The following is a 25203-nucleotide window of genomic DNA, read 5'->3' as shown; positions in this document are numbered from 1 at the left end:
TGCGTGCCCCATTTAATTTTTGGAACAACGTATCCGTCCATTTGTAAACCTGCCGATCTTATGTTCATTACACAAATGCGTCTGACGCTACAATCCGCCTAACTTTTTAGGCGCCCTTCCATGCTGTACGTACTCGTAGCGTTCCTGGTTTCGCTCATTTCGACCTTGCTGATCGTTCGCTACCGCTCCTGGCACCTTGGTCTGACGGCCGATCACGACCTGGAAGGAGTGCAGAAGTACCATGCGGCCCCAGTGCCGCGCATCGGTGGCTTGTCCCTGCTCGTCGCTTCCGGTGTGACCTGTGCATTGGTCGCCGTGCGCGAACCCGATGTGCTTCCGAGTTTTGTTCTGTTGATCGCGGCAGGCATGCCTGCTTTTTTGGGCGGGTTTGCCGAGGACCTGACCAAACGGGTGCGCGTGCTTGTCCGGCTGGGACTTGCGATGCTCTCGGGTGCTGCAGCGTTTTATCTACTGGGCGCTGAAGTGACGCGTGTCGACATTATCGGCGTGGACTGGCTGCTGCAATTCGGGGTGATTTCGCTGGTATTTACTTCCGTCGCCATCGGCGGCGCCGCCAATGCGATAAATATTATCGACGGATATAACGGCTTGGCCGCCGTGGTGTCCGCAATGATATTGGCCGGTTTTGCGTACGTATCGTTTTACCTGGGTGACCGCTTCCTTCTAATTGTTGCCTTGAGCACCTTGGGCGCCGTCATCGGCTTCCTGGTCTGGAATTTTCCGCACGGCCATATTTTCCTTGGTGATGGTGGCGCATATCTCCTCGGATTCATCATCGGTGAACTGTCCGTATTGATGCTCGCGCGGCATCCCTACGTCTCCGCCTGGTTCCCCCTGCTGTTGTGCATCTATCCGGTGTTCGAGACGCTCTTCTCCATCTACCGCAAGAAATTCCTCCGGGGGCGCTCGCCAGGCGCGCCGGATGGCGTGCACTTGCATATGCTGATCTACAAACGCCTGGTCCGCTGGGCCATCGGTTCGCGTGAAATGCGGCATCAGACGCAACGTAATTCAATGACGTCGCCGTACCTGTGGCTGCTCTCGTCGCTGGCAGTTATCCCCGCGGTGCTTTTTTGGCAGAATCCCTGGCTGCTGATGCTGTTTACGGGTGTTTTCTCGACGACGTATGTCGTGTTGTACCGCCGCCTAGTTTTGTTCCGAATGCCAAAGTGGATGATCTTGAAGAAAAAGAAGCGGTCATAATCCCGATTTGGTGTCTGCCGCAGCTTGCCCGGAACGGCACGACAAAGGATGCGCTGGCGTGCGCAGCAATTGCCATTGTTGATGTAAAGTTCCGGCTGCGTTGATCGGTGTCTGCTCTCATCGGGTCGAGCGCGGCTCCCTGCACCAATCCTTGTCCATGCCCACACGAATTCTCATCGTTCGCACGTCCTCCCTGGGCGACCTCGTCCACATGCTGCCTGCGATCACGGATATCGCCCGGCACGTGCCGGACGCGCAGATCGACTGGGTCGTCGAGGAAGCCTTCGCCGAGATCCCGTCGTGGCATCCCGCCGTCAACGAAATCATCAAGGTCGCGCATCGGCGCTGGCGTAAGTCGTGGTGGTCTGCCCAAGTGCGCGCCGAGCGGCGCGCGCTGCGCGAGCGCCTGCGGGCAGTGCGCTACGACGTGGTCCTGGACATGCAGGCCCTGCTGAAATCGGCGTGGCTGGTGCGTCAGACGCAGGGCGTCAAGCATGGGCTGGACTGGCGGTCCGCGCGCGAGCCGCTGGCCTCGCTGTTCTACAACGTGCGTCATCGCGTCGAGTTCTGGCAGCCCGCGGTGATCCGTCAGCGCAAGCTGGCCGGGCTGACGTTCGGCTATCAGCACGCCGGCTTGCCCGATTTCGGCTTGCAGGCGTTTGCGCGCCAGGCGACCCAGGCACCCGAGCCGGTCGTTGAAGTCGGCAGCGGCGGTCTGAACGCCGCCGAGCTGCCGCGGCTGCATCATCTGGACACTGACCGCGGCTATGCGGTGATCATGCCGTCGGCCAGCCGTGACGACAAACTCTGGCCCGAGGAAGACTGGCGCGTGGTGTTCCGCCGCCTGCGCGAGGCCGGCTGCACGTTGAAGCTGCTGGCCGGCAACGAACAGGAAGCCGAGCGCGCCCAGCTGCTGGTGGCCGGCATGGAGGGGGCCGAGGTCATGCCCCGCATGGATCTGTCCGCCGTGGCCAAGCTGCTGGCCGGCGCCCGCCTGATGGTGGGCCTGGACAGCGGCCTGACGCACCTCTCAGCCGCGCTGGGCCGTCCCACGATCGGCATCTACCGGGCTTCCACGCCCGTGCGCACCCCCCTGGTCGGGTCCAACTACACCGCCAGCCTCGGCGACCGCGGCGCCTCGCCGTCGCGCGAGGCCGTCATGGCGTCGGTCGAGCAGGCGCTCGCCGCGCAGTGACATGAACCGCGGCGTCTACACGCTGGGGCTTCGGGCGCTCGCGCCGCTGATCTGGCTATGGATGGCCCGCCGCGCCAAGCGCGCCGGGGGCCGCTGGGAAATCTTCTCTCCCGAACGCTTTGGGCGCCCTGATCCGGCCACCGTGCTGCCGGACAACCCGGTCTGGATGCATGCCGTCAGTCTGGGCGAGACGCGAGCCGCCCTGCCGCTCTTGAACGCACTGCTGGCGCGCGGCCTGCCGGTGTTGCTCACGCACACGACGGCGACCGGCCGCGCGGAGGGCGAGCGCCTGTTCCAGGATGCCATCGCGCGGGGGCAACTGCGGCAGGTCTGGCTGCCCTACGATTTTCCGGGCGCGACCCGCCGCTTCCTGGCGGCGCACCGGCCGCGCTGCGGCCTCTTGATGGAACGCGAGATCTGGCCGAACCTGCTGGCCGCTGCGCGGCAGGCACGGGTGCCCATGGCGCTGGTCAGCGCGCGTTATTCCGCGTCGTCGCTGCGCCAGGCGCGCCGGATGGGCAGCGTGATGCGCGAGGCCCTGGCCGGGCTGGACATGGTGTTGGCGCAGACGGCGGAGGATGCCGGGCGGCTGGCCGAGGCGGGTGCGCCGGCGGCCGTCGTGACCGGCAACCTCAAGTTCGATCTGGTGCTGCCGCCCGCTCAGGTAGAGGCGGGACGCGCGTGGCGGGCACAGCTCGGGCGCCAGGTGGTTGCGGTTGCCAGCACGCGCGAGGGCGAGGACGCGCCGTTCATCGAGGCGATCAAGCGTCAGGCCGCAGCGCCGGGCGCGCCGCTTTTTTTGTTGATCCCACGTCATCCCCAGCGCTTTGAAGAAGCTGCGCGCCTGCTGTCGGACGCGAAAGTCGGTTTTGTGCGCCGTTCGGAAGGCACGCTTGCGCCACCGGACGCCGCCGTGCTGCTTGGGGATTCGCTGGGCGAGATGGCGTTTTATTACGCAGCTTCGGATGTAGCGATCGTGGCGGGCAGCTTTGCGCCGCTGGGTGGCCAGAACCTGATCGAAGCCTGCGCGGCGGGCGTGCCCGTCATCGTCGGGCCGCACACGTTCAATTTCAAGCAGGCGGCGGAAGACGCCATCGAGGCCGGCGCCGCGCTGCGCGCCGAGGATCCGGCGCAGGCAGTGCACGCGGCAATCGCGCTGCTGCGGGACACGCCGCGCAGGCAGCTGGCGAGCAAGGCCGCGCGGGCTTGGTTCGACCAGCATGCGGGCGCCACCGGACGGACGATGGATGCGTTGGGACCCTGGCTGGACGGAGCGTCGCCGGGCCGTTAAGGCGTTTTACGCGGCGCCAACGTCACCGCGCCCGGATTCAATTCCTGGCTGAATCGCCGCCCATCGCGGCCTTCGTCTTCGGGCCGGGCGCCCAGCCAGCCTTGTCCCAGCGCATAGACGCCCAGATTCGCCAACAGGATCAGGATGAAGAGCACGCGCATGCCGGACCTTCGTCAGGGAGTGGTGTTCAAGGTGGCGCGCGCTACGGCGGCCAATCCGTCCAGGACCGGGTGGTCCAGGTAAACGGGAACCGGCGTGGCGCCGAATGCCCCGCCCGCGTCGGCTAGCAGCCGTTCGATTTCCTGGTGCACTTCGGGCCAGCCGCCGCCGGCCGCGTAGATCTGCGGGGTCTGGCCGTAGCGCTGGCGGCCCGCCAGCCATTGGCGCACGACCGCGCCGGCCTGCGCAGCGGCGATGCCGGAGGCGATGGCCTCGTGCGTGTCCGTGGGATAGGGCACGACCTGGCCGTTGGCGATGGGCAGGTTGGCCGTGCCGTGGGCAAGCGACGTGCGCATCATGGCCGGGCCGGGCAGGATCAGGCCGCCCGCAAAGACGTTGTCCGGTCCGACGGTGTCGATGGTGGTGGCGGTGCCGAAGCTGGCCAGCACGAACGGCGGGTGGGTGCCGGGCAGGCGCGACAGCACGCCGAGCAGCGAGGCCCAGCGGTCGGCGCCCAGCTGCGTGGGCGTGCGATAGCTGTTGACCAGGCCCAGCGTCGTTGCCTGCGATGGCGACCAGTTGACGGTGCAGCCGTGCTTTTGCAGGATGGTCGCGATGGCGTCGCCGCGGGCCGCGCCAGCGACATTCACGCCCAGCGCGCGCCGCGGCGGCCGGGGCAGGGCGGCAAGCCAGTCATCCAGCGCGTTCAGGTCCAGGCCGTCGAAGGCGACGGCCGCGGGCTCGCGCGGCATGTCCGGATTGGTGGCGTCCAGCCAACCCACTTTGAGGCGGCTGTTGCCGGAGTCGATGAGAATAATCATGCTTGGCGTCGAATCGAAATTTCACCGACCGAGATCGGTGTGGCGCCCTCGGGCGTTTGCACCAGCAGGCGGCCTTGCTCGTCCACGCCACAGGCGGTGCCGCTTAAAAGAATAGCGCCCTTGTCCAGCACGTTCACCTTGCGGCCCGCCAGCGCGTCCACCTGGTCGAAGCGCTGCCGGAATGCGCCGAAGCCGTCGCGTTCAAGTGTGCGGACCGCCTCGTGCCACGCCGCGGCGCTGGCGCAGATCAGGTCTGCGGCCACGGCGGCGCGCTCTGCGCCGGCCTGCACCTGCGTCCAGTCCGCAATCTCGCGGCCCAGCGCCACCGACAGTTCGGCCGCATCGGCAAGATTGACGCCCATGCCGATCACCACGGTGTAGCCGGTGTCGCGGCCGCCCGGATTGCGGGTAGTCTCGACAAGGATGCCCGCCAGCTTGGCGTCGTGCCATTGAATGTCGTTGGGCCATTTCATGCACAGGCCATGCGAACCCGGCCCGGCGACGGTGCGCAGCGCTTCGCAGGCGGCCACGCCGGCAAGCGGCGATAGTGCCGCCAGCTGCATGGCGGGCAGGTGCACGTCAAAGGCGCACGAGAACATCAGCGTGGAGCCCGAGCGGTTCTGCCACGGGCGGCCCGCGCGGCCGCGGCCGGCGTCCTGCTGATGCGTGCCCAGCAGCCAGGGCTTGCCCGCGCCGGCACCGGTGCGCGCGCGCGCGAGCAGGTCGGCATTGGTCGATCCGGTGCTGCCGGTCCAGGTGACGTCCTGGAAGGCGGGCAGGCGCTGCGCCAGCGTCCGGGCAAGCGTTTCCGGGGCGGGGAGGTCGATGGGGCAAACGGGGGCGGGCATGGCCGCGATTGTAGGGCACGCGGGCCGCGCTCGCGGCCGCAGCCCCCTGCGTTTATGATTGGCGATACATTTTTGCATCCGCACCCCGACGACATGCCGCATTCCGCATTGCTTGCGACCGCCGCCGCGCCTTTCCGCCATGAAGGCGGGGTCTGCCACGTCGGCGGCGACTGGAGCGTCCTGGCGCTGGCCGAGTCGGGCGAAGTGGAACGCAGACGCGCTGCGCTCGCGCGGGCGGCCAAGGAAGGCGCGCGCTGGGACATGCACGCGATCCATCGGCTGGACACGATCGGCGCGCTGATCATCTGGCAGGCGTGGGGTGAAAAGCTGCCCGAGCGCGTGCGCTGGGGCGCGGGGCAGCAGGACGTCTTCAACGCGCTGGCGATGAACAAGGGCGAGACGCCCGCGCCCGCCGCCAAGCCCGAAACCTGGACATGGGTGCGCGCCACGGGTGGTGCGATCCTGCGGGCCGCCGAGAACGGCAAGGCGCTGCTCATCATGCTGGGCCAGCTGGTGCTGGACGTGGGCGCCATGCTGCGCCGGCCCTGGCTGGGACCGTGGCGCGAGATTTCCGCGCAGGTGTACCGGACTGGCGCGCAGGCGCTGGGCATCACGGCGCTGGTGGGCTTTCTTATTGGTGTGGTGCTGTCCTACCTGTCGGCGCAGCAGCTTCAGATGTTTGGCGCCGACCGCTTCATCGTGCGTCTTCTGGGCGTGTCCATCGTGCGCGAGCTGGGCCCCGTGCTGGCAGCCATTCTGGTGGCCGGGCGTTCGGGGTCTGCGATCACGGCGCAGATCGGCGTGATGCGGGTCACACAGGAACTGGACGCCATGCTGGTCATGGGCATTTCGCACGGCCAGCGGCTGATCCTGCCGCGCGTGGTGGCGCTGGCGATCACGATGCCGCTGCTGGTGCTGTGGACCAGCGCGATGGCGCTGTTGGGCGGCATGCTGGCGGCGCAGGCGCAACTGGGCGTGTCCGCGCAGTGGTTCCTGCAGTCGCTGCCTGATGCGATCACGCTGACCAATTACTGGATCGGCATGCTGAAGGGCGTGACCTTCGGCATCCTGATTGCGCTCATCGCCTGCCATTTCGGCCTGCGCATCCAACCCAACACCGAAAGCCTTGGCCGCGGCACCACTACGTCGGTGGTTACGTCGATCACGGGCGTGATTCTGCTGGATGCGGTGTACGCGGTCATTTTCAGTTCGGTGGGCATCTGATGAACAACGCCACGCAGAATCGGCTGTTCACCGAAGAGGGCGTGACCGTCGAGCCGGTCATTACCGTGCGCGGCCTGCGAACCGCGTTCGGCGACCATGTCGTGCACGACAATCTGGACCTGACGGTGTTTCCGGGCGAGATCCTGGTGCTGGTCGGCGGTTCAGGCACGGGCAAGACGGTGCTGCTGCGGCAGATCATCGGACTGGACGTGCCGGCGGCGGGCACCGTGAAGGTGCTGGGTCACACGCTGTCGGAATTGACGGCGGGAGAGCGCCGGCGCCTGTCATACCGCTGGGGCATGCTGTTTCAGGCGGGCGCGCTGTTCTCGGCGCTGTCGGTGTTCGACAATGTGGCGCTGCCGCTGCGCGAACTGCGCACGGTGCCGGAAGACTTGGTGCGCGACGTCGTCATGTGCCGGCTGGCCATGGTGGGCCTGTCGTCGCGCGATGCGGACAAGCGCCCGTCGGACCTGTCGGGCGGCATGGTCAAGCGCGTAGCGCTGGCGCGCGCGCTATCGCTGGACCCGGAATTGCTGTTCCTTGATGAGCCCACGGCCGGGCTCGATCCGCTGCGGTCCGACGAATTCGTGGACCTGGTGCGCAGCCTGCACCGGCAGCTTGGCTTTACCGTCGTCATGGTGACGCACGACCTGGACACGCTGCTGGCGCTGGCCACGCGCGTGGCCGTGCTGGCCGAGAAGCGGGTGATCATTTGCGACACGGTGCCTGAAGTCCTGAAGTTCGATCACCCGTTCATACATACATTCTTCCTGGGCGAGCGCGGTCTGCGCGCGCTGGGAGACCTGGCACCGAAGGGAATGCACCATGGAAAACCGTAGTCATGCGCTCATGGCCGGTATCTTCACGCTGGTCCTGCTGGCTGCCGCGACGCTGACGGCCATCTGGATCGGCCGCGACCGGACGCAACTGCAGCCATACGAAATCATTTCGGCCACGGCCGTCACGGGCCTGAATCCACAGTCGGCCGTGCGCTACCAGGGCGTGCCCGTGGGCCGCGTGCAGTCCTTGGCGCTCAATCCCAACAAGCCCGGGCAGGTGCGCATCCGCATCGGCGTGGCGCCCAACACGCCGATCACCGAATCGACGTGGGCGGAACTTGGCGTGCAGGGCGTGACCGGTATGGCCAACGTGGACCTGCGCGACGACGGCTCGTCGCTCAAGCGCCTGACGTCCACCGCCGAGCATCCGGCAGCCATTCCGCTGCGCCCGGGCTTTCTGGACCGCATCGAGAAGCGTGGCGACCAGTTGATCTCCAACGTCGAAGTCGCAACCGAACAATTGAAGCGCGTGCTGAGCGAACAGAACGTGCAGGCGCTCACGGCCAGCCTGCAGAATGCCAACGACATCTCGCTGTCCCTGAAGGAAGCCAGCCGTGACCTCGCGCCCACGCTGGCCAAGCTGGGCCCGCTGATGGATTCGCTGAACAGCACCTCGCGCCAGGCCGATCGCGCCGCGCGCGAGATCGGCGACCTAGCCCAGCAGGCCCGCCAGTCGCTGGCGCGCCTGAATGCGCCAGACGGCCCGCTGGCGGTGGCCACGCGCAGCCTGAACGACATCGCCCTGGCCGCCGCGCGGCTGGATGGCGAGACGCTCCCGGCCTTCACCACCATGGCGAACGACGTCAGCACGGCCGCGCGTGGCGCCGCCATCACCCTGCGCCGTGTGGACAACACGCCGCAATCGTTCCTGTTCGGTCCCCCGCCCATCGCGCCGGGACCCGGCGAACCCGGTTTTGCCGGATTCCGGAGATAGACCTCATGAAGATGCGCAGCGCCATTCTGATTCTGACCCTGGCCCTTGCCGGATGCGGCATCGGCCGCGTGGACGCGCCGCCCACGCTGTTCGACCTGGGGCTGGATGCGCGGCCCGTGCCTGCCTTGCCGGCCCGCGATCCGATCGCACTGACGTTCCAGTCGGCACCCGGCCTGACCGACACCGGCATGATCTGGCGCGTGGGCGACAGCGCCGCGCCGCGTTCCTATGCCACGTACCGCTGGGCTGCGTCGCCGGCGGACCTCGTCCGGCAGCGCATCACCGATCGCCTGTCGCGCCAAGGCGCGGTGCTGAGCGACCGCGTCACGTTGCAGACACCGCAGTTGCAGGTCTCGCTGGCGCAGTTCGAGCAGGTTTTCTCCGAAGACGGCCAGTCGAGCCAGGGGCGCGTCCTGCTGCAGGCGGTGCTGCTGGATGGACGCAACGTCGTAGACCAGAAGCGCATTCTGGTGGCCGCGCCCGCGCCCACGCAGGATGCCGAAGGGGGCGTCGCGGCGCTGCGCCAAGCCACCGACGAGGCGAGCGACCAGCTCGCGCAATGGCTTGCCGCCACCTTGCGGCCGCCCGCCGCAGCCGCCTCGCGCGGAAAGTGAGCGTCGGCTCGCGCCGCTGCGCGCCGGTTGCGGTCAACCGGCATTTCGCCGGGCCGGCCGGGCGGTTAACATCGTTTCTTTTTTCCGCACGCTGAGTCCCGCCATGTCCGCACGCACTGAAACCCACGCTTTCACCGGCGCCGCCGGCCGCATCGATTGCGCCATCGACTGGCCCGCCGACACGCCGCGCGGCTGGGCGCTGGTGTTGCATCCGCATCCGCTGCAGGGCGGCGCGCGCGAGAACAAGGTGGTCACAACCCTGTCGCGCGCCTGCGTGCAGCACGGCCTGGTGGCGGTGCGCCCCAACTTCCGCGGCGTCGGCCAATCGGAAGGCACGTTCGACAAGTCCGTCGGCGAAACGCAGGACATGCTGGCCGTGGTTACGCAGATGCGCGAACTGCATCCCGAACTGGCGCAGGCGCCGTGGGTGCTGGCGGGCTTCTCGTTCGGCACCGCCGTCGCCGCGCAAACCTACGCCGCGCTGGCCGATGCGGGCGAGGCCGTGCTGCCGTCGGCGCTAATGCTGATGGGGCCGGCCGTCAACCGCTTCCAGTCGCACGAGGTGCAGGTGCCGGACGACACGCTGATGGTGCACGGCGAAGAAGACGAAGTGGTGCCGCTATCTGAAGCCATGGACTGGGCGCGGCCGCGCTCGATCCCGGTGGTGGTGGTGCCGGGCGCGTCGCATTTCTTCCACGGCAAGCTGCTCGTGCTGCGCCAGCTGGTGCAGGCCCGTTTGAAGGTTGCGCTGGACTGATCCGGCCTCCTGGCAGTTCGCAGGTTGCATCAGGTTGCATGTTTTAGGCGCGCAGGGAACCCCACGCGGCCGGGATGGGTCTGATCGACTGCCTATAATTGTCAGCCACTTGCCCCGCGCCGGCGGGCGTCATTCCTGGACCCACGTTGCCGATGAAGAAATTGCCTCACTCCGCTCAATCCCCCGTTGTCTTTACCCGTCGCATCATTTCAGGCGCGGTGTTGTCAGCGATGCTGGCGGCCTCCCTGCCAGCTTGGGCGCAGCAGGCGCCAGCCGCACCCGCCGCCGCGCCGGCCGCGACGGCACCGGCTCCGTCGCCGACCGGCGCGGTGCCCGTCGGCGACGTCTCGGCCGTCCCGGCGCCCACCATCGCGGCCAAGGCCTGGATCGTCGTCGACGTGAACAGCGGCCAGACGCTGGCCGCTTCGAATCCCGACATGAAGGTCGAGCCGGCCTCGCTCACCAAGATCATGACTGCCTACGTCGTGTTCAACGCACTGGAAGAAAAGCGCCTGACGCTCGAGCAGACCGTGCCGGTGTCCGAGCACGCCTGGCGCACGGGCGGCTCGCGCATGTTCATCGAACCGCGCAAGCCGGTCACGGTGGACGAACTGAACCAGGGCATGATCGTGCAGTCGGGCAACGACGCCTCGGTGGCGCTGGCCGAAGCCGTGGGCGGCAGCGAGTCCGCGTTTGCCGCGCTGATGAACCAGGAGGCCGATCGCCTGGGCATGAAGAACACGCACTTCATGAATGCCACGGGTCTGCCGGATCCGCAGCACATGACCTCCACGCGCGATCTGGCCACGCTGTCCGCGCACCTGATCACCGATCACCCGGACTTCTTCCACTACTACAAGCAGAAGAGCTACACCTACAACAAGATCACGCAGCCCAACCGCAACCGCCTGCTGTGGGCCGACCCGTCGGTGGACGGCATGAAGACCGGTCACACGGATTCGGCCGGCTACTGCCTGGTGTCGACGGCCGTGCGCGGGGATCGCCGCATCCTGGTGGTCGTGGTGGGCACCGACAGCGAAGCGACGCGCGCCGAAGAAAGCCTCAAGCTCCTGAACTGGAGCTTCCAGAACTTCGACACGGTCAAGCTGTTCGACAAGAGCCAGCCCGGCATCGACGCCCGCGTCTGGGAAGGCACCGCCGAAAACGTCAAGCTCGGTCCGCCCAACCCGGTGTCCATCGCCGTGCCGCGCGGCAAGGCGGGTGAATTGAAGCCGGTCGCGCAGCGCACCGATCCGCTCATCGCCCCGCTGGCCAAGGGCCAGCAGGTCGGCACGCTGCAATTCACGCTGGATGGCAAGGTGCTGCGCACCGAACCGCTGGTGGTACAGGACGCCGTCGAACGTGCCGGCTTCTTTGGCCGCATGGTCGATACCGTCAAGCGCTGGTTCCAGTAAATCGGCGCCCCGCGGCCGCAGCCGCGGGTGTAAGCTAGCAGCGGGCGTTTCGTGCGCGAAACGCCCGTTTTGCATTCTTCGGGGGCGAGCCGCGCGGCTCGTCCCTGTTCCATTTCAAATTCAGGAGTGCCTCATGATTCCGGGCGTGCCGGGCGAAAGCCAGGTGTATCTCAACGGTGAATTCCTGCGCGTGGACGAGGCCAAGGTCTCCGTCCTGGACCGCGGCTTCATTTTCGGCGACGGCATCTACGAAGTCGTCCCCGTGTACCAAGGCAATGCGTTCCGCATGGCCGAACACCTCGACCGCCTTGATCGCAGCCTGGCTGCCTTGCGCATCGCGCCGCCGTTCGACCGCAGCGGGTGGATCGACCTGATCCAGCAGCTGCTCGACCGCTCCAACCTCGACACCTGCATCGTCTACCTGCAGGTGACGCGCGGCGTGGCCAAGCGCGACCATCCGTTCCCCATGCCGGCCGTCACGCCCACGGTGTTCGGTATGATCGCGCCCTGGTCCCCGCCGCCTGCCGCGCAGCGCGAACAAGGCCTGTCCGCCATCAGCATCCCTGACGAGCGCTGGCTGCACTGCGAGATCAAGTCCGTGTCCTTGCTGGGCAACGTGCTGGCCAAGCAGCAGGCCGTGGACGCCCACGTCGACGAGGTCCTGCAGTTCCGCGACGGCTACCTGACGGAAGGCGCGTCCACCAATATCTGGGTGGTCTCCGGCGGCAAGCTGCTGGCCCCGCCCAAGAACAACCTGATCCTCGAAGGCATCCGCTACGGCCTGATGGGCGAACTGGCCGCCGAGGCCGGCATCCCGTTCGAGTCGCGCCGGATCTCGCAAGAAGAGGTGGAGCAGGCCGACGAGCTGATGCTGTCGTCCGCTACCAAGGAAGTGCTGCCCATCGTGTCGCTGGACGGCAAACCCGTGGGTATGGGCAAGCCCGGCCCTGTTTTTGAGCAATTGCGTGCGGGTTATGATGCCCGCATCGCCGCGCTGTAGTCCTGGCGCGGGGCGGCCTGCCTGCAATGCATGCGGGCCGGCCGTCCGCCCCAACGGCGCCCGCCGGCACTTGCCGGCACGCCGCTTGCCCCCATATAAGAACATTCAGGGGCAACTCTTTTTAGGCACATCATGAACATTCCGCCCGAAGATTCTTTGATCGAATATCCCAGCGACTTTCCCATCAAGGTCATGGGCAAGCAGCATCCCGAGTTTGCGCAGACGCTGACCGAGGTCGTGCTGCAGTTCGATCCCGGGTTCGACGCCGCGACGGTGGAAATGCGCCCCAGCAAGGGCGGCAACTACCTCGGCCTGACCTTCACGGTGCGCGCCACCTCGCGCGAGCAACTGGATGCGCTGTACCGGGCGCTGCATGGCCACCCCATGGTGTCCATCGTCCTGTAAGGCAAGACCGCTGTGATCAAGTGGCTCGCGCGGCCGGCGGACTATCTGCCGGTCTGGCAGGACATGCAGGCGTACACCAGCCAGCGCGACGACAACACGCCGGATGAAATCTGGCTGTGCGAGCATCCGCCGATCTACACGCTGGGCCAGGCGGGCCTGCCGGAACACGTGCTCAATCCCGGCAACATTCCCATCGTGCATTGCGACCGCGGTGGCCAGGTGACTTATCACGGCCCCGGCCAGGTCATGGCCTACGCGCTGTTCGACCTGCGCCGCGCTGACATGTACGTGAAGGAATACGTGGCGCTGCTGGAATCGGCCGTCATCGACACGCTCGAGCAGTTGGGTGTGGACGGGGCCTGTCGCAAGCCCGGCGCGCCGGGCGTCTATGTGCCGCATCCCGAAGGCGGCGAGCTGGCCAAGATCGCCGCGCTGGGCATCAAGATCCGCAACGGCCGCGCGTACCATGGCGTGTCGCTGAACGTCGAGATGGATCTGGCGCCGTTCCTGGGCATCAATCCCTGTGGTTACGAAGGCTTGCGCACCGTCGACATGGCGGCCTGTGGGGTGCGGCGCACGCCCACCGAGACGGGCGATGCGCTGGCGCAGAATCTTGCGCACGCCTGGCAACGCCGAAGGAACACAAATTGAAGACCTACACCGCGGCCGAGGTCGCCGCCACCACGCCCGAACAGCTTGCCCGTCTGCGCGAATCCGGACCGCCAGAGGAATACGCCGCATGGATCCGCGCCGCCGCCGACCTGGGGCTGACCGAGGCGCAGACCATCTACGGACAGATGCTGCTGGACGGCGTGGGCGTCGAGCGCCAGCCCGCGGAGGGACTGGCCTGGTTCAAGCGCGCCGCGCACGCTGATCACCCCATGGCCATCAACATGGTGGGACGCTGCTATGAAAACGGCTGGGGCGTGGCGGCCGACGATACGGTCGCGGCGTACTGGTTTCGCCGCGCCGCCGACACGGGTCTGGATTGGGGGCTGTACAACTACGCCCATATGCTGCGCACGGGCCGGGGCGGCGTGACGCAGAACCAGGCTGCGGCGTTGGCGCTGTACCAGCAGGCCGCGCAGGCCGGCCACGTGAAGTCGATCGGCGTCGTGGGCCGTTATCACGAGGCCGGCGACGTGGTCCCGCAAGACCTGGAACGCGCGTTTGACTGCTACCAGCGCTGCGCCGAGGGCGGCGACTTCCGCGGCATGTTCCACCTGGGTCGGATGCTGCTGTTGCAAGGCAAGAAAGAGGAAGCCGTGCAATGGCTGGTCCGCGTCCCGGAAACCGCGACGCCCGCATTTTTGAAGGAAGCCAACGGCATGCTGCAGGACTGCGGCTTTCCGGCGCTGTACGAAGCGTAGACCAGCCTCACGCGCCTCAGGTGCTCAGGCGCGCATCGAACACCACTTCCATCATGTCGTGCTGCCCGGCGCCTCGTTCGCCGTCCAGCCGGTCCAGCAACAGCTGACCGGCCCGCCGGCCCAGCTCGGCGGCGTCCACGCCCAGCGTGGTCAGGCCCTGCACCCACTGCACCGCGCTGCCGTCGTCCGAGAACCCCAGCACCGCCAGATCCTGCGGTACCTGCAGATCGCGGTTGTGCGCCTCCGACACGGCGGCGGCCGCCAGCAGGTCGGACGTGCAGAACACCGCATCGAAGATCGTATTGGTGGCCAACAGGCGCAGGAACGCCATGCGCCCGTCGTTCATGTGCTGGACTTCCGGTTGGACGATGTCCGCAACCAGTTCCAGTCCCAACGCGGCCGCGCTGCTGATGAAGCCCTCGCGGCGGGCACGCTCCCAGGGCGTGTCGGCGCTGATGCAGGCGACGCGCGGATGGCGCTTTTCGGCCAGATGCCGGGCCGCCATGCGGCCGGCTTCGGCGTTGTCGATGGCGACCGCGCTGTCCAGCGTCTGCGGGCAGGCGATCCAGGTTTCGACGATGGGGACCTCCAGCGCGCTGAGGGCGGTGCGCAGGGCGGGCGTGTCCACGGGACCAATCACCAGGGCCGCCGCCGGTCGCAGCCCGTCCAGCAGGGCGAGGCCGGCGGGCTCGTGCCAGGGGCCGACGGACAGGTAGTAACCCGCTGACGCGACGCGTTCACTGCAGGCCTGCAAAGCGCGGGCGGTCGGGCCGGCATCGAGACGGGCGGCAATCACGGCGATTGGGGCGGGCAAGGGCAGGGAAGGCATGGCAAAGGCTGGAAATGCGTCAGGCCAGACGATAACCCAGGGCTGTTGGGGGCGCCGGACATACTGCAGCGGCTCCCCGGGCCGCCGGACGTTCCCGCATCGGATCGGGCCGCGAAGGGTAAAATGCCTGTTTTCTCCCAGACCCGGCCGTTTTGCGCGCCGGTCACGAAGGTGTCCCATGTCCACGCTCGCCGAGTCTCCTGTGCCCTCGAACGAATCCACCGCCGCGCCCGCGGAGGCGGTCTACGACCCGACGCAAAAGCAGAAATCGCAGGCCAAGACGGCGCGCATTCCCATCAAGATCATTCCGGCCGAGCGCCTGAAGAAGCCCGAATGGATCCGCGTGAAGGCCGCCGCGCCCGGTTCACGCTTCTACGACATCAAGCGCATCCTGCGCGAACACAACCTGCACACGGTCTGTGAAGAGGCCTCGTGCCCGAACATCGGCGAGTGCTTCGGCAAGGGCACGGCCACGTTCATGATCATGGGCGACAAGTGCACGCGCCGCTGCCCGTTCTGTGACGTGGGCCACGGCCGGCCTGACCCGCTGGACACCAAAGAGCCCGAAAACCTGGCGCGCACCATCGCCGCCATGAAGCTGTCCTACGTGGTGATCACCTCGGTCGACCGCGACGACCTGCGCGACGGCGGCGCCGGCCACTTCGTGGACTGCATCACGCATATCCGCGAACTGTCGCCCACCACCCGCATCGAGGTGCTGGTCCCCGACTTCCGCGGCCGCCTGGACCGCGCGCTGACCATCCTGAACGCGGGTCCCCCGGACGTCATGAACCACAACCTGGAAACCGTGCCGCGCCTGTACAAGCAGGCACGTCCGGGTTCGGACTACATGCACTCGCTGAAGCTGCTGGCCGAGTTCAAGAAGCTGCACCCGGAAGTGCCCACCAAGTCCGGCCTGATGCTGGGCCTGGGCGAGACCGACGAGGAAATCCTGCAGGTGATGCGGGATATGCGTGACCACAATGTCGATATGCTGACGATCGGCCAATATCTGCAGCCGTCGGAACACCACCTGCCGGTGCTGCGGTATGTGCATCCGGACACGTTCGCAATGTTCGAGCGTGAGGCTTACGCGATGGGGTTCTCGCATGCGGCGGTGGGTGCGATGGTGCGGTCTTCGTACCACGCGGATGAGCAGGCGCATGCGGCTGGGGTGAACTGATCCGCCCGTTAAGATCGTTTTGAACGGCAGTTTTAGTCGGAACGTGGAGCCGTTTGCCAATAGGTTGAGGCATGGTGCTGTGCGCTTGGACTGCATCCGACTTCACATCGGGCGCGCTTCGAGGAAGTGACTAAGTCAACTTGACTCGTAAACCGCGCCTTTACGACGCGTCAATGCATGTTTGCATGAGTCATTGCTCATCGCTGCGCACCAGCACGCAGCCGGGAAGGTCGTTGACATCGGGCGAACTGTTCAATGCAGCGTCGGCCAGCCACCGCTTCGATTCATTTACAGGTCACCTGATCCGTTAAACAGGGCAACATCGTCGGCTGGGTCAATCACGATATTTGTCGTATCAAATCCGATCCACTCCGAGGATGAAATTGGTAAATTAATTGCTTAATACGCCGCTTATGTTTCTACTGGCGAGGCACTTTCGGCTATCAGGTAAGGTAAAATTCCCGCGGTTTCCAATTATTGGTGCAAGCCAATTTGGTAGTAGCGTTCAATGGGGTATTGATGGCCTTTTTTCCCATTTTCATGTCGATCGTTTTCGTGGTGCGGAACCGTTCGAACGATCTTGAAAAAATACTAACCAATGCTGCGTCCTGCATTGCGTCGCTGGTTAGTGACTATGAAATTATTATCGTCGATAACGCCTCCAGCGACGACAGCGTTTCCGTGCTTAAAACGCTTACGGGGGAACGCGGTCTTCCTAATTTGCAAATATATGCGTTGACCAAGGAGGTCGACGCAGACACTGCGTCATGGGTTGGCCTGGAAAATGCACTGGGCGATTTCGTTGCCGTTATTGATCCCTTGGCCGACAGTGTGGAATTTCTGCCGGAAATGCTTGAAAAGGCAGTCAGCGGCGCCGACGTGGTGTTTGCCAATAATCAGCGAAAGGTCCCTCAGTCGGTCGCCTATCGATTGTCGTATGCCGTGTTCAACGGGCTATATAAGCGCTTCAACGGCATTCATCTCGCCAAAGAAGCGCCCCAATATAGAGTTTTGAGTAAACGAGTCGTTAACTTTATTCTTCAACATTCTCAACCGGCGATGACGTATCGGCATCTCCCGGCAACTGGAGGATTCGCGCGTGTTAACTTGAATTACAGCGCAGAACCGAAGGTTGCGCACACCAAGCGACTGGGCGAAAGTGTGGACCGAGGAATGCGGTTGATGGTGTCCAGTACGCGTGCGCCGATGCGTATCGTTACCTCATTATCGTTATTTGGCGCTGTCGCGAATCTTTTATATTCCATCTACGTTCTCGTTGTTGGATTGCTGAAGCCCGACGTTGCGCCTGGCTGGATTAGCCTGTCGCTCCAGCAATCAGGGATGTTCTTCCTTATCTCTTTGGTCCTTCTGGTACTTGGCGAATACATCCTGCAAATGGTTAGCCTGTCAAATGAAGGGCCGCTTTATCATGTTGGGCAGGAATTTACGAGCGCTCGTATGACCAGGCGTGAAAAGTTGAATATCGAGGAGATTAGAACCACTCCGGTAGGCGCGTCGGACGATGGGTCCGAGCGGATCGCTAAATGCCAACCATAGACGATAAACAAGATGCCATCGTTGTAGGTGGCGGATTCTACGGAGCTGCCATTGCCATATATTTGGCGAAGCAGCGCGGATTCAAGCGTATCGTGCTGGTGGAGCGAGAATCCGCACTGCTGAAGCGTGCTTCGTATAATAATCAAGCTCGCGTTCACAACGGGTACCATTATCCGCGCAGTTTCACGACGGCGTATCGGAGCCGCGTTAATCTGCCAAAATTTGTCCGGGACTGGCCCGAGGCGGTAACTCAAGATTTTACTAAGCTTTATGCTATCGCGCGCCGCAACTCCAAGGTCACTGCCAAACAATTTGAACGATTTTGCCGTGAGATTGGCGCAAGCATTCAGCCTGCGGAGTCGTCGCTTCGAGCCTTGTTCGAGCCAAACTTAATCGAGGATGTATTTCTGGTCCGTGAATACGCTTTTGACTCGACCAAATTGGCAAGTTGGGCGACGAGAGAGCTGGAGCACTGTGGCGTGCATGTCCATCTTCAGACCCAAGTGACCTCAGTATCCAAGGGACCAAAGGGTGACCTGAAGGTGGCAATGACGCGCGCAGATGGCGCTGAAACGTTTCTAAGTTCCCAGTATGTCTTCAACTGCACATACAGCGGACTGAATCAGTTCACGGGGGATTTTCCCGGCACCAGGACGCGTCTCAAACAGGAAATAACGGAGATGGCATTGATGAAGGCCCCACCCGAACTCGAGGGTCTGGGCATCACGGTCATGGACGGTCCATTCTTCTCGATGATGCCCTTTCCGGCGCGAGGATTGCATACGCTTTCACATGTGCGTTATACGCCCCACATGCATTGGAACGATGAACAAGGTATCAATCCTTACGACAGGCTAGAGCGCTACGAACGCGCCACGCGAGTGGAGCGCATGGTTCGGGATGTAGGGAGATATCTGCCTGCGGTGCTCGAAGCTACATACGTTGAATCGTTGTTCGAGATCAAGACTGTCCTGATGAAGAACGAGGGTGACGACGGGAGGCCAATCTTGTTCGAAAAGCACTCGGAACTTCCCGGCTGCTATTCTGTGCTGGGCGGAAAAGTTGACAACATATACGACGTTCTCGAAAAACTGGATGCCGAGGCTTTCCCTTCTACGGCAATCGCCGAGAGCGCCATATTTGGAGTATCGAGATGAATAATGCGTTAATCGGATATTCGGGCTTCGTCGGATCCACGCTTCTCAAACAGGCGTCCTTTGATGCGTGTTTTCGTTCCACAAACATCGCCACCATCGAGGGGCAGTCGTTCGATACAGTGGTGTGTGCTGGCGCTCCGGCTCAGAAGTGGATCGCCAATCGAGAGCCCGAGGCCGATTTGCGAAAGATCGAGGGACTGATCGCGCACCTGAAAACCATCCAATGCAAAACGTTTGTTTTGATAAGCACGGTCGACGTATTTAAAGAGCCGATAGGGGTGGACGAAGCGACGCCCGTGGTGGAATCGGGGCTACATGCATATGGTCTGCATCGCCGATTGCTCGAGAAATTTGTTGAGCACCACTTTCCGGCTCATCTTATTGTGCGCCTACCTGGGCTTGTGGGCCCGGGGCTTCGCAAGAACGTTGTTTATGATTTTCTGAACACGAATAACCTGAACGCCATCGAGAGCCGTGGAGTATTCCAGTTTTACCCCATGGTGAACCTCTGGTACGACATCCAAACAGCGCTTAAGGCCGGCGTGAAACTCCTTCACCTCACTGCAGAACCTGTCAGCGTGGCCGAGGTGTCCAAGGAGGGCTTCGGGAAGCTGTTTGACCAGGTGCTGCCCGGGACGCCGGCCACCTACGATATGCGGACAATCCACGCCGCGACTTTTGGGAGTGCGGGTCTCTATCAGTATGGTGCTCGTGAAACGATTCAGGCAATCAGGGCATATGCGCAGTCCGAGCCACTTGCGTTAAAGACCGATTCGGGGGTGAAATCTTGAGGCTGGCCATCTCCAATATCGCCTGGGATATCAGTGAAGACGAATTGGTGGCGGCGTTGCTACAACGGCACGCGGTTGATGCTATCGATGTCGCTCCGGGCAAGTATTTCGCGGAACCCGGGAGGGCATCCGACAAGGACATCGCTCGCGTAAGAACGTGGTGGGCTGATCGCGGGATTGAACTCACGGGCATGCAGGCTTTGCTATTTGGCACCACCGGCTTGAATCTATTCGGCGCGCGTGAATCGCAGGACGCGATGCTCAGTCATCTTGGGGCGGTATGTCGGATAGGCGCCGGCCTAGGCGCCAAACGAATTGTTTTCGGTTCACCGAAGAACAGAGACCGTTCCGCACTTGACGATCAAGAAACCATGGACACCGCGGTGGCCTTTTTCAGACGGCTTGGAGACATCGCTCATTTCCATGGTGTGCGGATCTGCCTGGAGCCCAATCCGACGTGCTACGGCGCCAACTTTATGACTTCTAGCGGTGAAACGCTGGAAGTCGTCCGCTTGGTTGATCATCAAGCTATTGGAATGCAATTGGATACGGGCGCGCTCGCCATCAATGGCGAAGACCCAGCCACAGTCCTTCAAAATTGCGCATCCCATGTTTACCACGTCCATGCGAGCGAGCCAGAGTTGCTACCGCTGGGTGATGGGGGAGTGGATCACGCCAAGGTCGCCGCAGCTCTGAATAAATATTTGCCCAATCATGTCGTCTCCATCGAGATGCTGGCCACCAAGAGTGAAGCGCACGTGACATCCATCGGGCGGGCACTGGCCGTGGCAGTACGGCACTACCGGGACGAGGCTGCTGAGGTTCGCGGATGAAGTGGCTTGTCTTGATTCTTGGCATTGCAGCAAACGCCTCCGCCAGCGTCCTGGTCAAGATAGCGATGACGCCGCCTCGCAAATTTCCGACACCCAGCGAGCCAATGGCCGCGTTGCAAAACTGGCCTTTTTGGCTCGGCCTCGCACTATATGGAATGGCTTTCCTGCTTTATGCAGCTGCGTTGGCCCGCCTGCCGCTCAATGTGGCCCACCCGGTACTGACGGCGGGTGCGATCGCAACGGTGGCCGTGTGCTCGGCAGCGATATTTCGAGAGCCGTTTCCCTGGACCACTGCACTCGGTATTGCAATGGTGATCGCGGGTGTCGCCCTAATAACGGCCCGGGTGGGCTAAAGGCAACAGCAACATGAACTTCAATGTCTCACCAGAATCGCGGGCGGGTTGGCAGGTACCGGCATTTCTAACGGCCCTATGGAGCGGCTGCAGGCATCCTTGGTGCGTCGCCATTCCTGTTATTAACGAGGGGGACCGGATCAAGCGTCTGTTGACGAGAATGGCCGCCCTCCAGATTCATAATATTGCAGACATCGTCATCGTCGATGGGGGTAGTACCGATAACTCGCTGGACCTGGAATCCCTGCAAAATTATGAAGTCAAAGGCCTGTTAGTTAAAACTGGGCCCGGCAAGTTGAGCGCCCAATTACGCTGTGTATATGCTTTCGCGCTCGATCAAGGCTATGAAGGGATCATCACCATCGACGGGAACGATAAGGACGATCCTGAAGCGATACCGCGTTTCATTGAAGCTTTGAAACAAGGCGTGGATTTTGTCCAAGGCTCGCGTTTTATCGCGGGGGGAGTGGCAGAAAATACGCCGATGTCCCGACATTTCGCTATACGGTATATCCATGCTCCTATGCTGAGCCTATTTTCGGGCTTTAAATGGACGGATACGACCCAGGGTTTCCGAGCCTACAGCAGACGAATGCTGCTGGACCCCAGCGTTGCGCCGTTTCGGGATGTGTTCATGACCTATGAGCTGCTGGCGTATCTATCCTATCGTGTACCAAAAGTGGGTTATCGCTGCCTCGAACTTCCGACGATACGACGCTATCCCAAAGGAGAGATTCCGACAAAGATATCCAGCGTCAAGGGCAATCTGTCTGTGTTGGCAGTTCTGGTCAGAGCGTGTATGAACTATTATTCACCGAAGAACTAGGTGGTATGGTTTCCTTTTGGAATCGCGCAATCGAACAGCTCAATGTTGACCTGTTGCGAACCAGCATTCTATTTTTCTTGCATGCGGTGTTTCTCGGTGCACTTTGCGGGGCTCTAGGTCACGCCCTGATCAGCTTTGGTTTTCTTGGACCGACCGGCGCGGGGGCGGTCACCAGCGTTGAGATCCATGCCACTGGAAAAAAGGACGCGAATTCAAATGGTGCCGAGGTTTGGTTTCGCGGGGCATTTGAAATTGGTGAAAATACGAGAATTCCGTGGGACAGCTTTGAAATGGATTCTTCGTGGGTGCAGCGCGACGGAATTTATATTTCCTATCTAATGCAGCCTGGGATCGCGTCCTTGAAATTCAAGGGCCCCACTCGGATGCAGTTTGCGACGAACCCGTATTCAGGAATTGTCAAATTAAAATGGGAGAACAACGAGAAAATCGTTGACCTCTATTCTGAGCGGAATGAAATCAGAGACGTCATTGTCGTACCGGGATCGAGTTACAAAGGTGGGCTGACGTATCCGGTCATATTGTTGTCGTTTGTTCTTCTTGGATTCGCGCTGGCAGCAGCGATCGTTCTGCTCAATTGGCGTGGTCTTCATCGCTGGATATTCTTCCTGCTTCTTTTGATGGCGGCGTATCTGACGCTTGCGGCATTTTATCCAGGAGTTTTTTCCAACGATTCCGCGGATCAGCTGCGCGAAGCGATGTCCGAAAATTATTGGGATTGGCACCCACCGCTCATGGCGTGGGTGTGGGCCCAACTAATTGAAGCGACGGGAAGTGTCGAATCTCTATTGATATTGCATCTGCTGCTGCTATCTATAGCCGCGGCTTTTTGGGCCAGGATTCTTGAGATTTCACGACTAGGCGTCTGGACCCCTTTTATTGCGCTCTTTCTCGCAACTCCCATTGTTATAAATTTTTCGGGGGTGTTGTGGAAGGATGTAGGCTTTTCATTTTCGCTGTTTCTAGCTTGCGGACTTGTGAGTCTGGCATTTATGCAACAGCGCATATCGGCGTTCAGAGCTATCGCAGCTGTATGCCTAGTGGCCTACGCGTTTGGCGTGAGAACGAACGGAATACTTGCGATTTTCCCCGTTATATTGATGTTGTCTTGGACGATCCTGACGCAGCGCAAGCCCGGATTCTCGCAACGCACTACGATGGTATATTCTGCGATCGCCTCGATATTTATTCTAGTGGCAGTGGCTGTAGCTGTGCATGTCTTATCATATGGCTATATCAAAGCGCAAAAGCGATATCCAATTCAGTATTTAGAATTATATGATATTGCAGGAATTTCCAGCATAAGTGGCGTGGACTATTTTCCAGAATATATAAAGAGGGCGCCTGGGTATAGTATGGATAAAGTGGCCGAGGGCTACGCTAAATCCATTTTATGGGGAAATGCAAACAATCTTATAATGCGTCGTCTAGATGGTTTGCCATCCTTGTTGCCGCGTAACACCGATGCTGGCTTTCAGGCCGAGTTGCGTGCTAGCTGGTTGAATGCGATCTCCAATGAGCCTTCAGCCTACTTGAAGCATCGATTTGCCGTCTTTAATTTTCTAATGAGCGAAGGTTATTACGCCTACGAGCGGCCTCAAAGCTATAAAGATCGCAGTCTGATTCTGCAAACGCACTTCGCTGGCGAGAAAAGGGTTCCAGACGTTTCTGATTATCGCTTCCCCGGCGCGACAAGTGCAAAGACGGTTGTCTCCAGCATCCTGGCATGGTCAAACGGATCATTTCTATATGTTGGTTGGTTCTGGCTTATTCTGCTCACGCTCCAATTGTTGATCGGATTAACCATCTTGTCGCCTGCGAGAGTTGGCCTCGTTGTCGCTATGGTATCCGCATCTGGTCTGCTCTATATTTTTCCATATATTGTTGTTGCGCCAGCCTCCGATTTTCGCTACTTGTATTGGAGTGCTTTGGCTGGCGGATTATCCTCAATATTGATTGTGGCCACCACAACAAATGCGATCTGCAAAAAGCTTATAGGCGTTTTCTTTAAAAAGCGCGATTTGTTCAACGGCTTGCCGTAGCAAGCCCTCGCCCTCAAGCCATTTAATTCGATCGCTGCTAACTCATGTGGTGAAAAAGGGTGTCATTCCTGGGGCGATGCTTCGAAACGCGCGTGTAAACGATCAGACGGCTTGTGGCGGGTCTATCGGTGAAGTATTTTCCAGGAAAAATCTAAGTACTCTCACCGCTCACGAATGTCGCGTTCTGAATCTTGATGGAAGTTCGAGTAGAAACCGAATCTGGTATGCGGTGAACACTACGTAGGTCGGGAGTAGATATCGGAACGATGCTGCTTGGTTCAGCAGAAAGAAGCTACCGAGGTACGCTGTCGCCAGACAGATCACCATTCTGTCGTGCGGGCCATACCCACGCCATGCGAAGAAAAAAACAACGATAGAGAGGGGCAGCCAAAAAATTGGCAGCAGTACGGCTTGTGCCGGCCCCTGAATACGGTTCAGCTTGTTGAGCACGTTGGCGGCGTTGGAGTCGGGCACACACGTGTCTAGGTTATCCTGCAGCACCGGCCACGGCTTCACGCATGCGATTCGGGTCTGGAGGTATCCTTGGCACAATCCGAGCATACATTTATAGATTCTCACCTTCGTCCGCAGATATAACATGGGGTGCCTGAGAATCAGCCGAAACCACCTGCTTTTGATTTCGTCCGCGTGAGCCATGATTGCCGTCGTCGGAATCGCTGCGTTCTCACCCCAAAGAACGGTGTCAATCGTGACGAATGAGTGTTCTTCCACGGCTTTGGTCGTGTCGGCGATGCCGTCAAAGGTAACCGCCGGGTCCAGTTCCATGCCAATCTCGCGCGCTACACTGATAGCTCCGAGGAGTTCCCACGCTGGCGCAGCTGCAGAACTAGTGGCACCTTGGAAGCCGATCGTGGAAGGGACCCAGTTGATGACGCCCAAGGCCGCCAAAGTCGTTGCCGCCAGAGCAAATTTTAGGGCCTTTGATCCGTTCTGCAGCTTTGCAATAAACAACCACACAAATGGCAGGAGCACCAGTGAATTCTGTCTGAAGCCGAATAGGATCACGCAAGATAGCGGAAACACGAATATTACTAATACACGAGCCGACCGTTCTAATGCATATAGGGAGCCGACAATCCCTAAAATCGCAGTGAGCGTCCAGACATCCGGCACGATGAAACTCGTATAGGCAAAGACCAACGGGATCATGAAAGGTACTGCCACCCACCACGGGCGGGCACTGGAAGTGAAATAGATCCAAGAAATGCCGCCCAAAAGCAGCCAAAAAACTTGAGCGGCATGGAAGTATGGCCCTGCGAACTCAGTTGCCGCGAACGGGACCATAAACCAGGTCATCGTTGGGGCCAACCAAAGTTCAAATCCCCAGGGGATCTCGAGTTTCCCGACTATCGTGTAGGCGCCGGCCCACCTAGCCAAGGTATCTGACATTGAGATGCCAGGCTCGAAGACCAGAAAAGACAGAGCGAGCACCGCGGCTAGCAGCAGGCAAGGCCCGAGTTTCTCACGGCTAGCGAGGCGTTCGGACATACGTTTGCG

26 protein-coding genes are annotated in these 25203 nt (G+C 61.7%); 21 read left to right on the top strand and 5 right to left on the bottom strand.

Annotation, left to right across the window (positions count from 1 at the left end; all coding sequences use genetic code 11):
• The first annotated feature begins 120 nt into the window (after positions 1-120).
• The 3 genes from AB3147_RS27480 to AB3147_RS27470 all read left to right on the top strand — a co-directional run bounded on the left by AB3147_RS27480 (position 121) and on the right by AB3147_RS27470 (position 3710).
• Positions 121-1224 carry an MraY family glycosyltransferase gene (locus AB3147_RS27480; protein WP_218342524.1) on the top strand — a complete coding sequence of 368 codons (1104 nt, stop codon included), beginning with the start codon at positions 121-123 and terminating at the stop codon, positions 1222-1224.
• Positions 1225-1381: 157 nt separating this feature from the next.
• Positions 1382-2419: a lipopolysaccharide heptosyltransferase I gene (gene waaC / locus AB3147_RS27475; RefSeq protein WP_175136889.1), complete on the top strand. Its 1038-nt coding sequence runs from the start codon at positions 1382-1384 to the stop codon at positions 2417-2419.
• 1 nt (position 2420) lies between these two features.
• The gene (locus AB3147_RS27470) at positions 2421-3710 is read left to right on the top strand and encodes a 3-deoxy-D-manno-octulosonic acid transferase (protein WP_218342525.1); all 1290 of its coding nucleotides are present in this window, start codon (positions 2421-2423) and stop codon (positions 3708-3710) included.
• Here the strand turns inward: AB3147_RS27470 and AB3147_RS27465 are convergent.
• The 3 genes from AB3147_RS27465 to AB3147_RS27455 are packed head-to-tail and all read right to left on the bottom strand — an operon-like array spanning position 3707 to position 5538.
• Entirely contained in the window at positions 3707-3871 is a 165-nt protein-coding gene (locus AB3147_RS27465) for a hypothetical protein (protein WP_175124874.1), read from the bottom strand. The genes AB3147_RS27470 and AB3147_RS27465 overlap by 4 nt on opposite strands.
• A 12-nt stretch (positions 3872-3883) precedes the next feature.
• The gene (locus AB3147_RS27460) at positions 3884-4690 is read right to left on the bottom strand and encodes a type III pantothenate kinase (protein WP_175124875.1); all 807 of its coding nucleotides are present in this window, start codon (positions 4688-4690) and stop codon (positions 3884-3886) included.
• Positions 4687-5538 carry a biotin--[acetyl-CoA-carboxylase] ligase gene (locus AB3147_RS27455; protein WP_367353462.1) on the bottom strand — a complete coding sequence of 284 codons (852 nt, stop codon included), beginning with the start codon at positions 5536-5538 and terminating at the stop codon, positions 4687-4689. Before AB3147_RS27455 ends, AB3147_RS27460 begins: the two co-directional genes overlap by 4 nt.
• Positions 5539-5631: 93 nt before the next feature.
• On the opposite strand from AB3147_RS27455, the gene AB3147_RS27450 reads away from it, so the two are divergent.
• The 10 genes from AB3147_RS27450 (at position 5632) to AB3147_RS27405 (ending at position 14096) form a co-directional block, all read left to right on the top strand.
• The gene (locus tag AB3147_RS27450; RefSeq protein WP_175185921.1) at positions 5632-6762 is read left to right on the top strand and encodes an MlaE family ABC transporter permease; all 1131 of its coding nucleotides are present in this window, start codon (positions 5632-5634) and stop codon (positions 6760-6762) included.
• Entirely contained in the window at positions 6762-7601 is an 840-nt protein-coding gene (locus AB3147_RS27445; protein ID WP_175124877.1) for an ABC transporter ATP-binding protein, read from the top strand. Before AB3147_RS27450 ends, AB3147_RS27445 begins: the two co-directional genes overlap by 1 nt.
• Positions 7588-8535, top strand: a complete 948-nt coding sequence (locus tag AB3147_RS27440) for an MlaD family protein (RefSeq protein ID WP_175124878.1) — start codon at positions 7588-7590, stop codon at positions 8533-8535. The genes AB3147_RS27445 and AB3147_RS27440 overlap by 14 nt, the downstream gene beginning before the upstream one ends.
• A gap of 5 nt (positions 8536-8540) precedes the next feature.
• Positions 8541-9149, top strand: a complete 609-nt coding sequence (locus AB3147_RS27435; RefSeq protein WP_218342528.1) for an ABC-type transport auxiliary lipoprotein family protein — start codon at positions 8541-8543, stop codon at positions 9147-9149.
• 103 nt (positions 9150-9252) lie between these two features.
• Positions 9253-9906: an alpha/beta hydrolase gene (locus AB3147_RS27430; protein WP_175185896.1), complete on the top strand. Its 654-nt coding sequence runs from the start codon at positions 9253-9255 to the stop codon at positions 9904-9906.
• Between the two features lie 152 nt (positions 9907-10058).
• Positions 10059-11321: a D-alanyl-D-alanine carboxypeptidase family protein gene (locus tag AB3147_RS27425; protein ID WP_175124881.1), complete on the top strand. Its 1263-nt coding sequence runs from the start codon at positions 10059-10061 to the stop codon at positions 11319-11321.
• A 133-nt stretch (positions 11322-11454) separates the two neighbouring features.
• Positions 11455-12321, top strand: a complete 867-nt coding sequence (locus AB3147_RS27420) for a D-amino acid aminotransferase (protein WP_367353461.1) — start codon at positions 11455-11457, stop codon at positions 12319-12321.
• Positions 12322-12450: 129 nt separating this feature from the next.
• Positions 12451-12726: a YbeD family protein gene (locus tag AB3147_RS27415; protein ID WP_175124995.1), complete on the top strand. Its 276-nt coding sequence runs from the start codon at positions 12451-12453 to the stop codon at positions 12724-12726.
• A 12-nt stretch (positions 12727-12738) separates the two neighbouring features.
• Positions 12739-13377, top strand: a complete 639-nt coding sequence (lipB, locus tag AB3147_RS27410; RefSeq protein WP_279971587.1) for a lipoyl(octanoyl) transferase LipB — start codon at positions 12739-12741, stop codon at positions 13375-13377.
• Positions 13374-14096: a tetratricopeptide repeat protein gene (locus tag AB3147_RS27405; protein WP_286937891.1), complete on the top strand. Its 723-nt coding sequence runs from the start codon at positions 13374-13376 to the stop codon at positions 14094-14096. The genes lipB and AB3147_RS27405 overlap by 4 nt, the downstream gene beginning before the upstream one ends.
• A gap of 16 nt (positions 14097-14112) precedes the next feature.
• On the opposite strand, the gene AB3147_RS27400 is transcribed toward AB3147_RS27405, so the two are convergent.
• Positions 14113-14925, bottom strand: a complete 813-nt coding sequence (locus tag AB3147_RS27400) for a substrate-binding domain-containing protein (RefSeq protein ID WP_367353460.1) — start codon at positions 14923-14925, stop codon at positions 14113-14115.
• A gap of 178 nt (positions 14926-15103) precedes the next feature.
• Here AB3147_RS27400 and lipA point away from each other — a divergent pair, with 178 nt between their 5' ends.
• From lipA to AB3147_RS27360, 8 genes are all read left to right on the top strand, one after another.
• On the top strand, positions 15104-16108 hold the full coding sequence (lipA, locus tag AB3147_RS27395) for a lipoyl synthase (protein ID WP_175136877.1): 1005 nt from the start codon (positions 15104-15106) through the stop codon (positions 16106-16108).
• Between the two features lie 519 nt (positions 16109-16627).
• A complete protein-coding gene (locus tag AB3147_RS27390) occupies positions 16628-17665 on the top strand; it encodes a glycosyltransferase (protein ID WP_367353459.1) in 1038 nt (345 codons plus the stop codon).
• Entirely contained in the window at positions 17653-18822 is a 1170-nt protein-coding gene (locus AB3147_RS27385) for an FAD-dependent oxidoreductase (RefSeq protein WP_367353458.1), read from the top strand. The genes AB3147_RS27390 and AB3147_RS27385 overlap by 13 nt, the downstream gene beginning before the upstream one ends.
• On the top strand, positions 18819-19613 hold the full coding sequence (locus tag AB3147_RS27380) for an NAD-dependent epimerase/dehydratase family protein (RefSeq protein ID WP_218342535.1): 795 nt from the start codon (positions 18819-18821) through the stop codon (positions 19611-19613). The genes AB3147_RS27385 and AB3147_RS27380 overlap by 4 nt, the downstream gene beginning before the upstream one ends.
• Positions 19610-20446, top strand: a complete 837-nt coding sequence (locus tag AB3147_RS27375) for a sugar phosphate isomerase/epimerase family protein (RefSeq protein WP_218342536.1) — start codon at positions 19610-19612, stop codon at positions 20444-20446. The genes AB3147_RS27380 and AB3147_RS27375 overlap by 4 nt, the downstream gene beginning before the upstream one ends.
• Positions 20443-20799 carry an SMR family transporter gene (locus AB3147_RS27370; protein WP_367353457.1) on the top strand — a complete coding sequence of 119 codons (357 nt, stop codon included), beginning with the start codon at positions 20443-20445 and terminating at the stop codon, positions 20797-20799. The genes AB3147_RS27375 and AB3147_RS27370 overlap by 4 nt, the downstream gene beginning before the upstream one ends.
• Positions 20800-20812: 13 nt before the next feature.
• A complete protein-coding gene (locus AB3147_RS27365) occupies positions 20813-21625 on the top strand; it encodes a glycosyltransferase family 2 protein (RefSeq protein WP_367353456.1) in 813 nt (270 codons plus the stop codon).
• Positions 21595-23685 carry a hypothetical protein gene (locus tag AB3147_RS27360; protein ID WP_367353455.1) on the top strand — a complete coding sequence of 697 codons (2091 nt, stop codon included), beginning with the start codon at positions 21595-21597 and terminating at the stop codon, positions 23683-23685. The genes AB3147_RS27365 and AB3147_RS27360 overlap by 31 nt, the downstream gene beginning before the upstream one ends.
• Before the next feature lie 168 nt (positions 23686-23853).
• Here AB3147_RS27360 and AB3147_RS27355 read toward each other — a convergent pair whose 3' ends face one another.
• The gene (locus tag AB3147_RS27355; protein ID WP_367353454.1) at positions 23854-25194 is read right to left on the bottom strand and encodes a hypothetical protein; all 1341 of its coding nucleotides are present in this window, start codon (positions 25192-25194) and stop codon (positions 23854-23856) included.
• Between the last annotated feature and the right edge of the window lie 9 nt (positions 25195-25203).

The sequence above is a fragment of the Achromobacter animicus genome (assembly GCF_040775605.1).
Classification (GTDB): Bacteria; Pseudomonadota; Gammaproteobacteria; order Burkholderiales; family Burkholderiaceae_B; genus Achromobacter; species Achromobacter animicus.
Note: the sequence above shows the minus strand (reverse complement) of the source record. Positions and strands in the feature narration are given on the sequence as shown.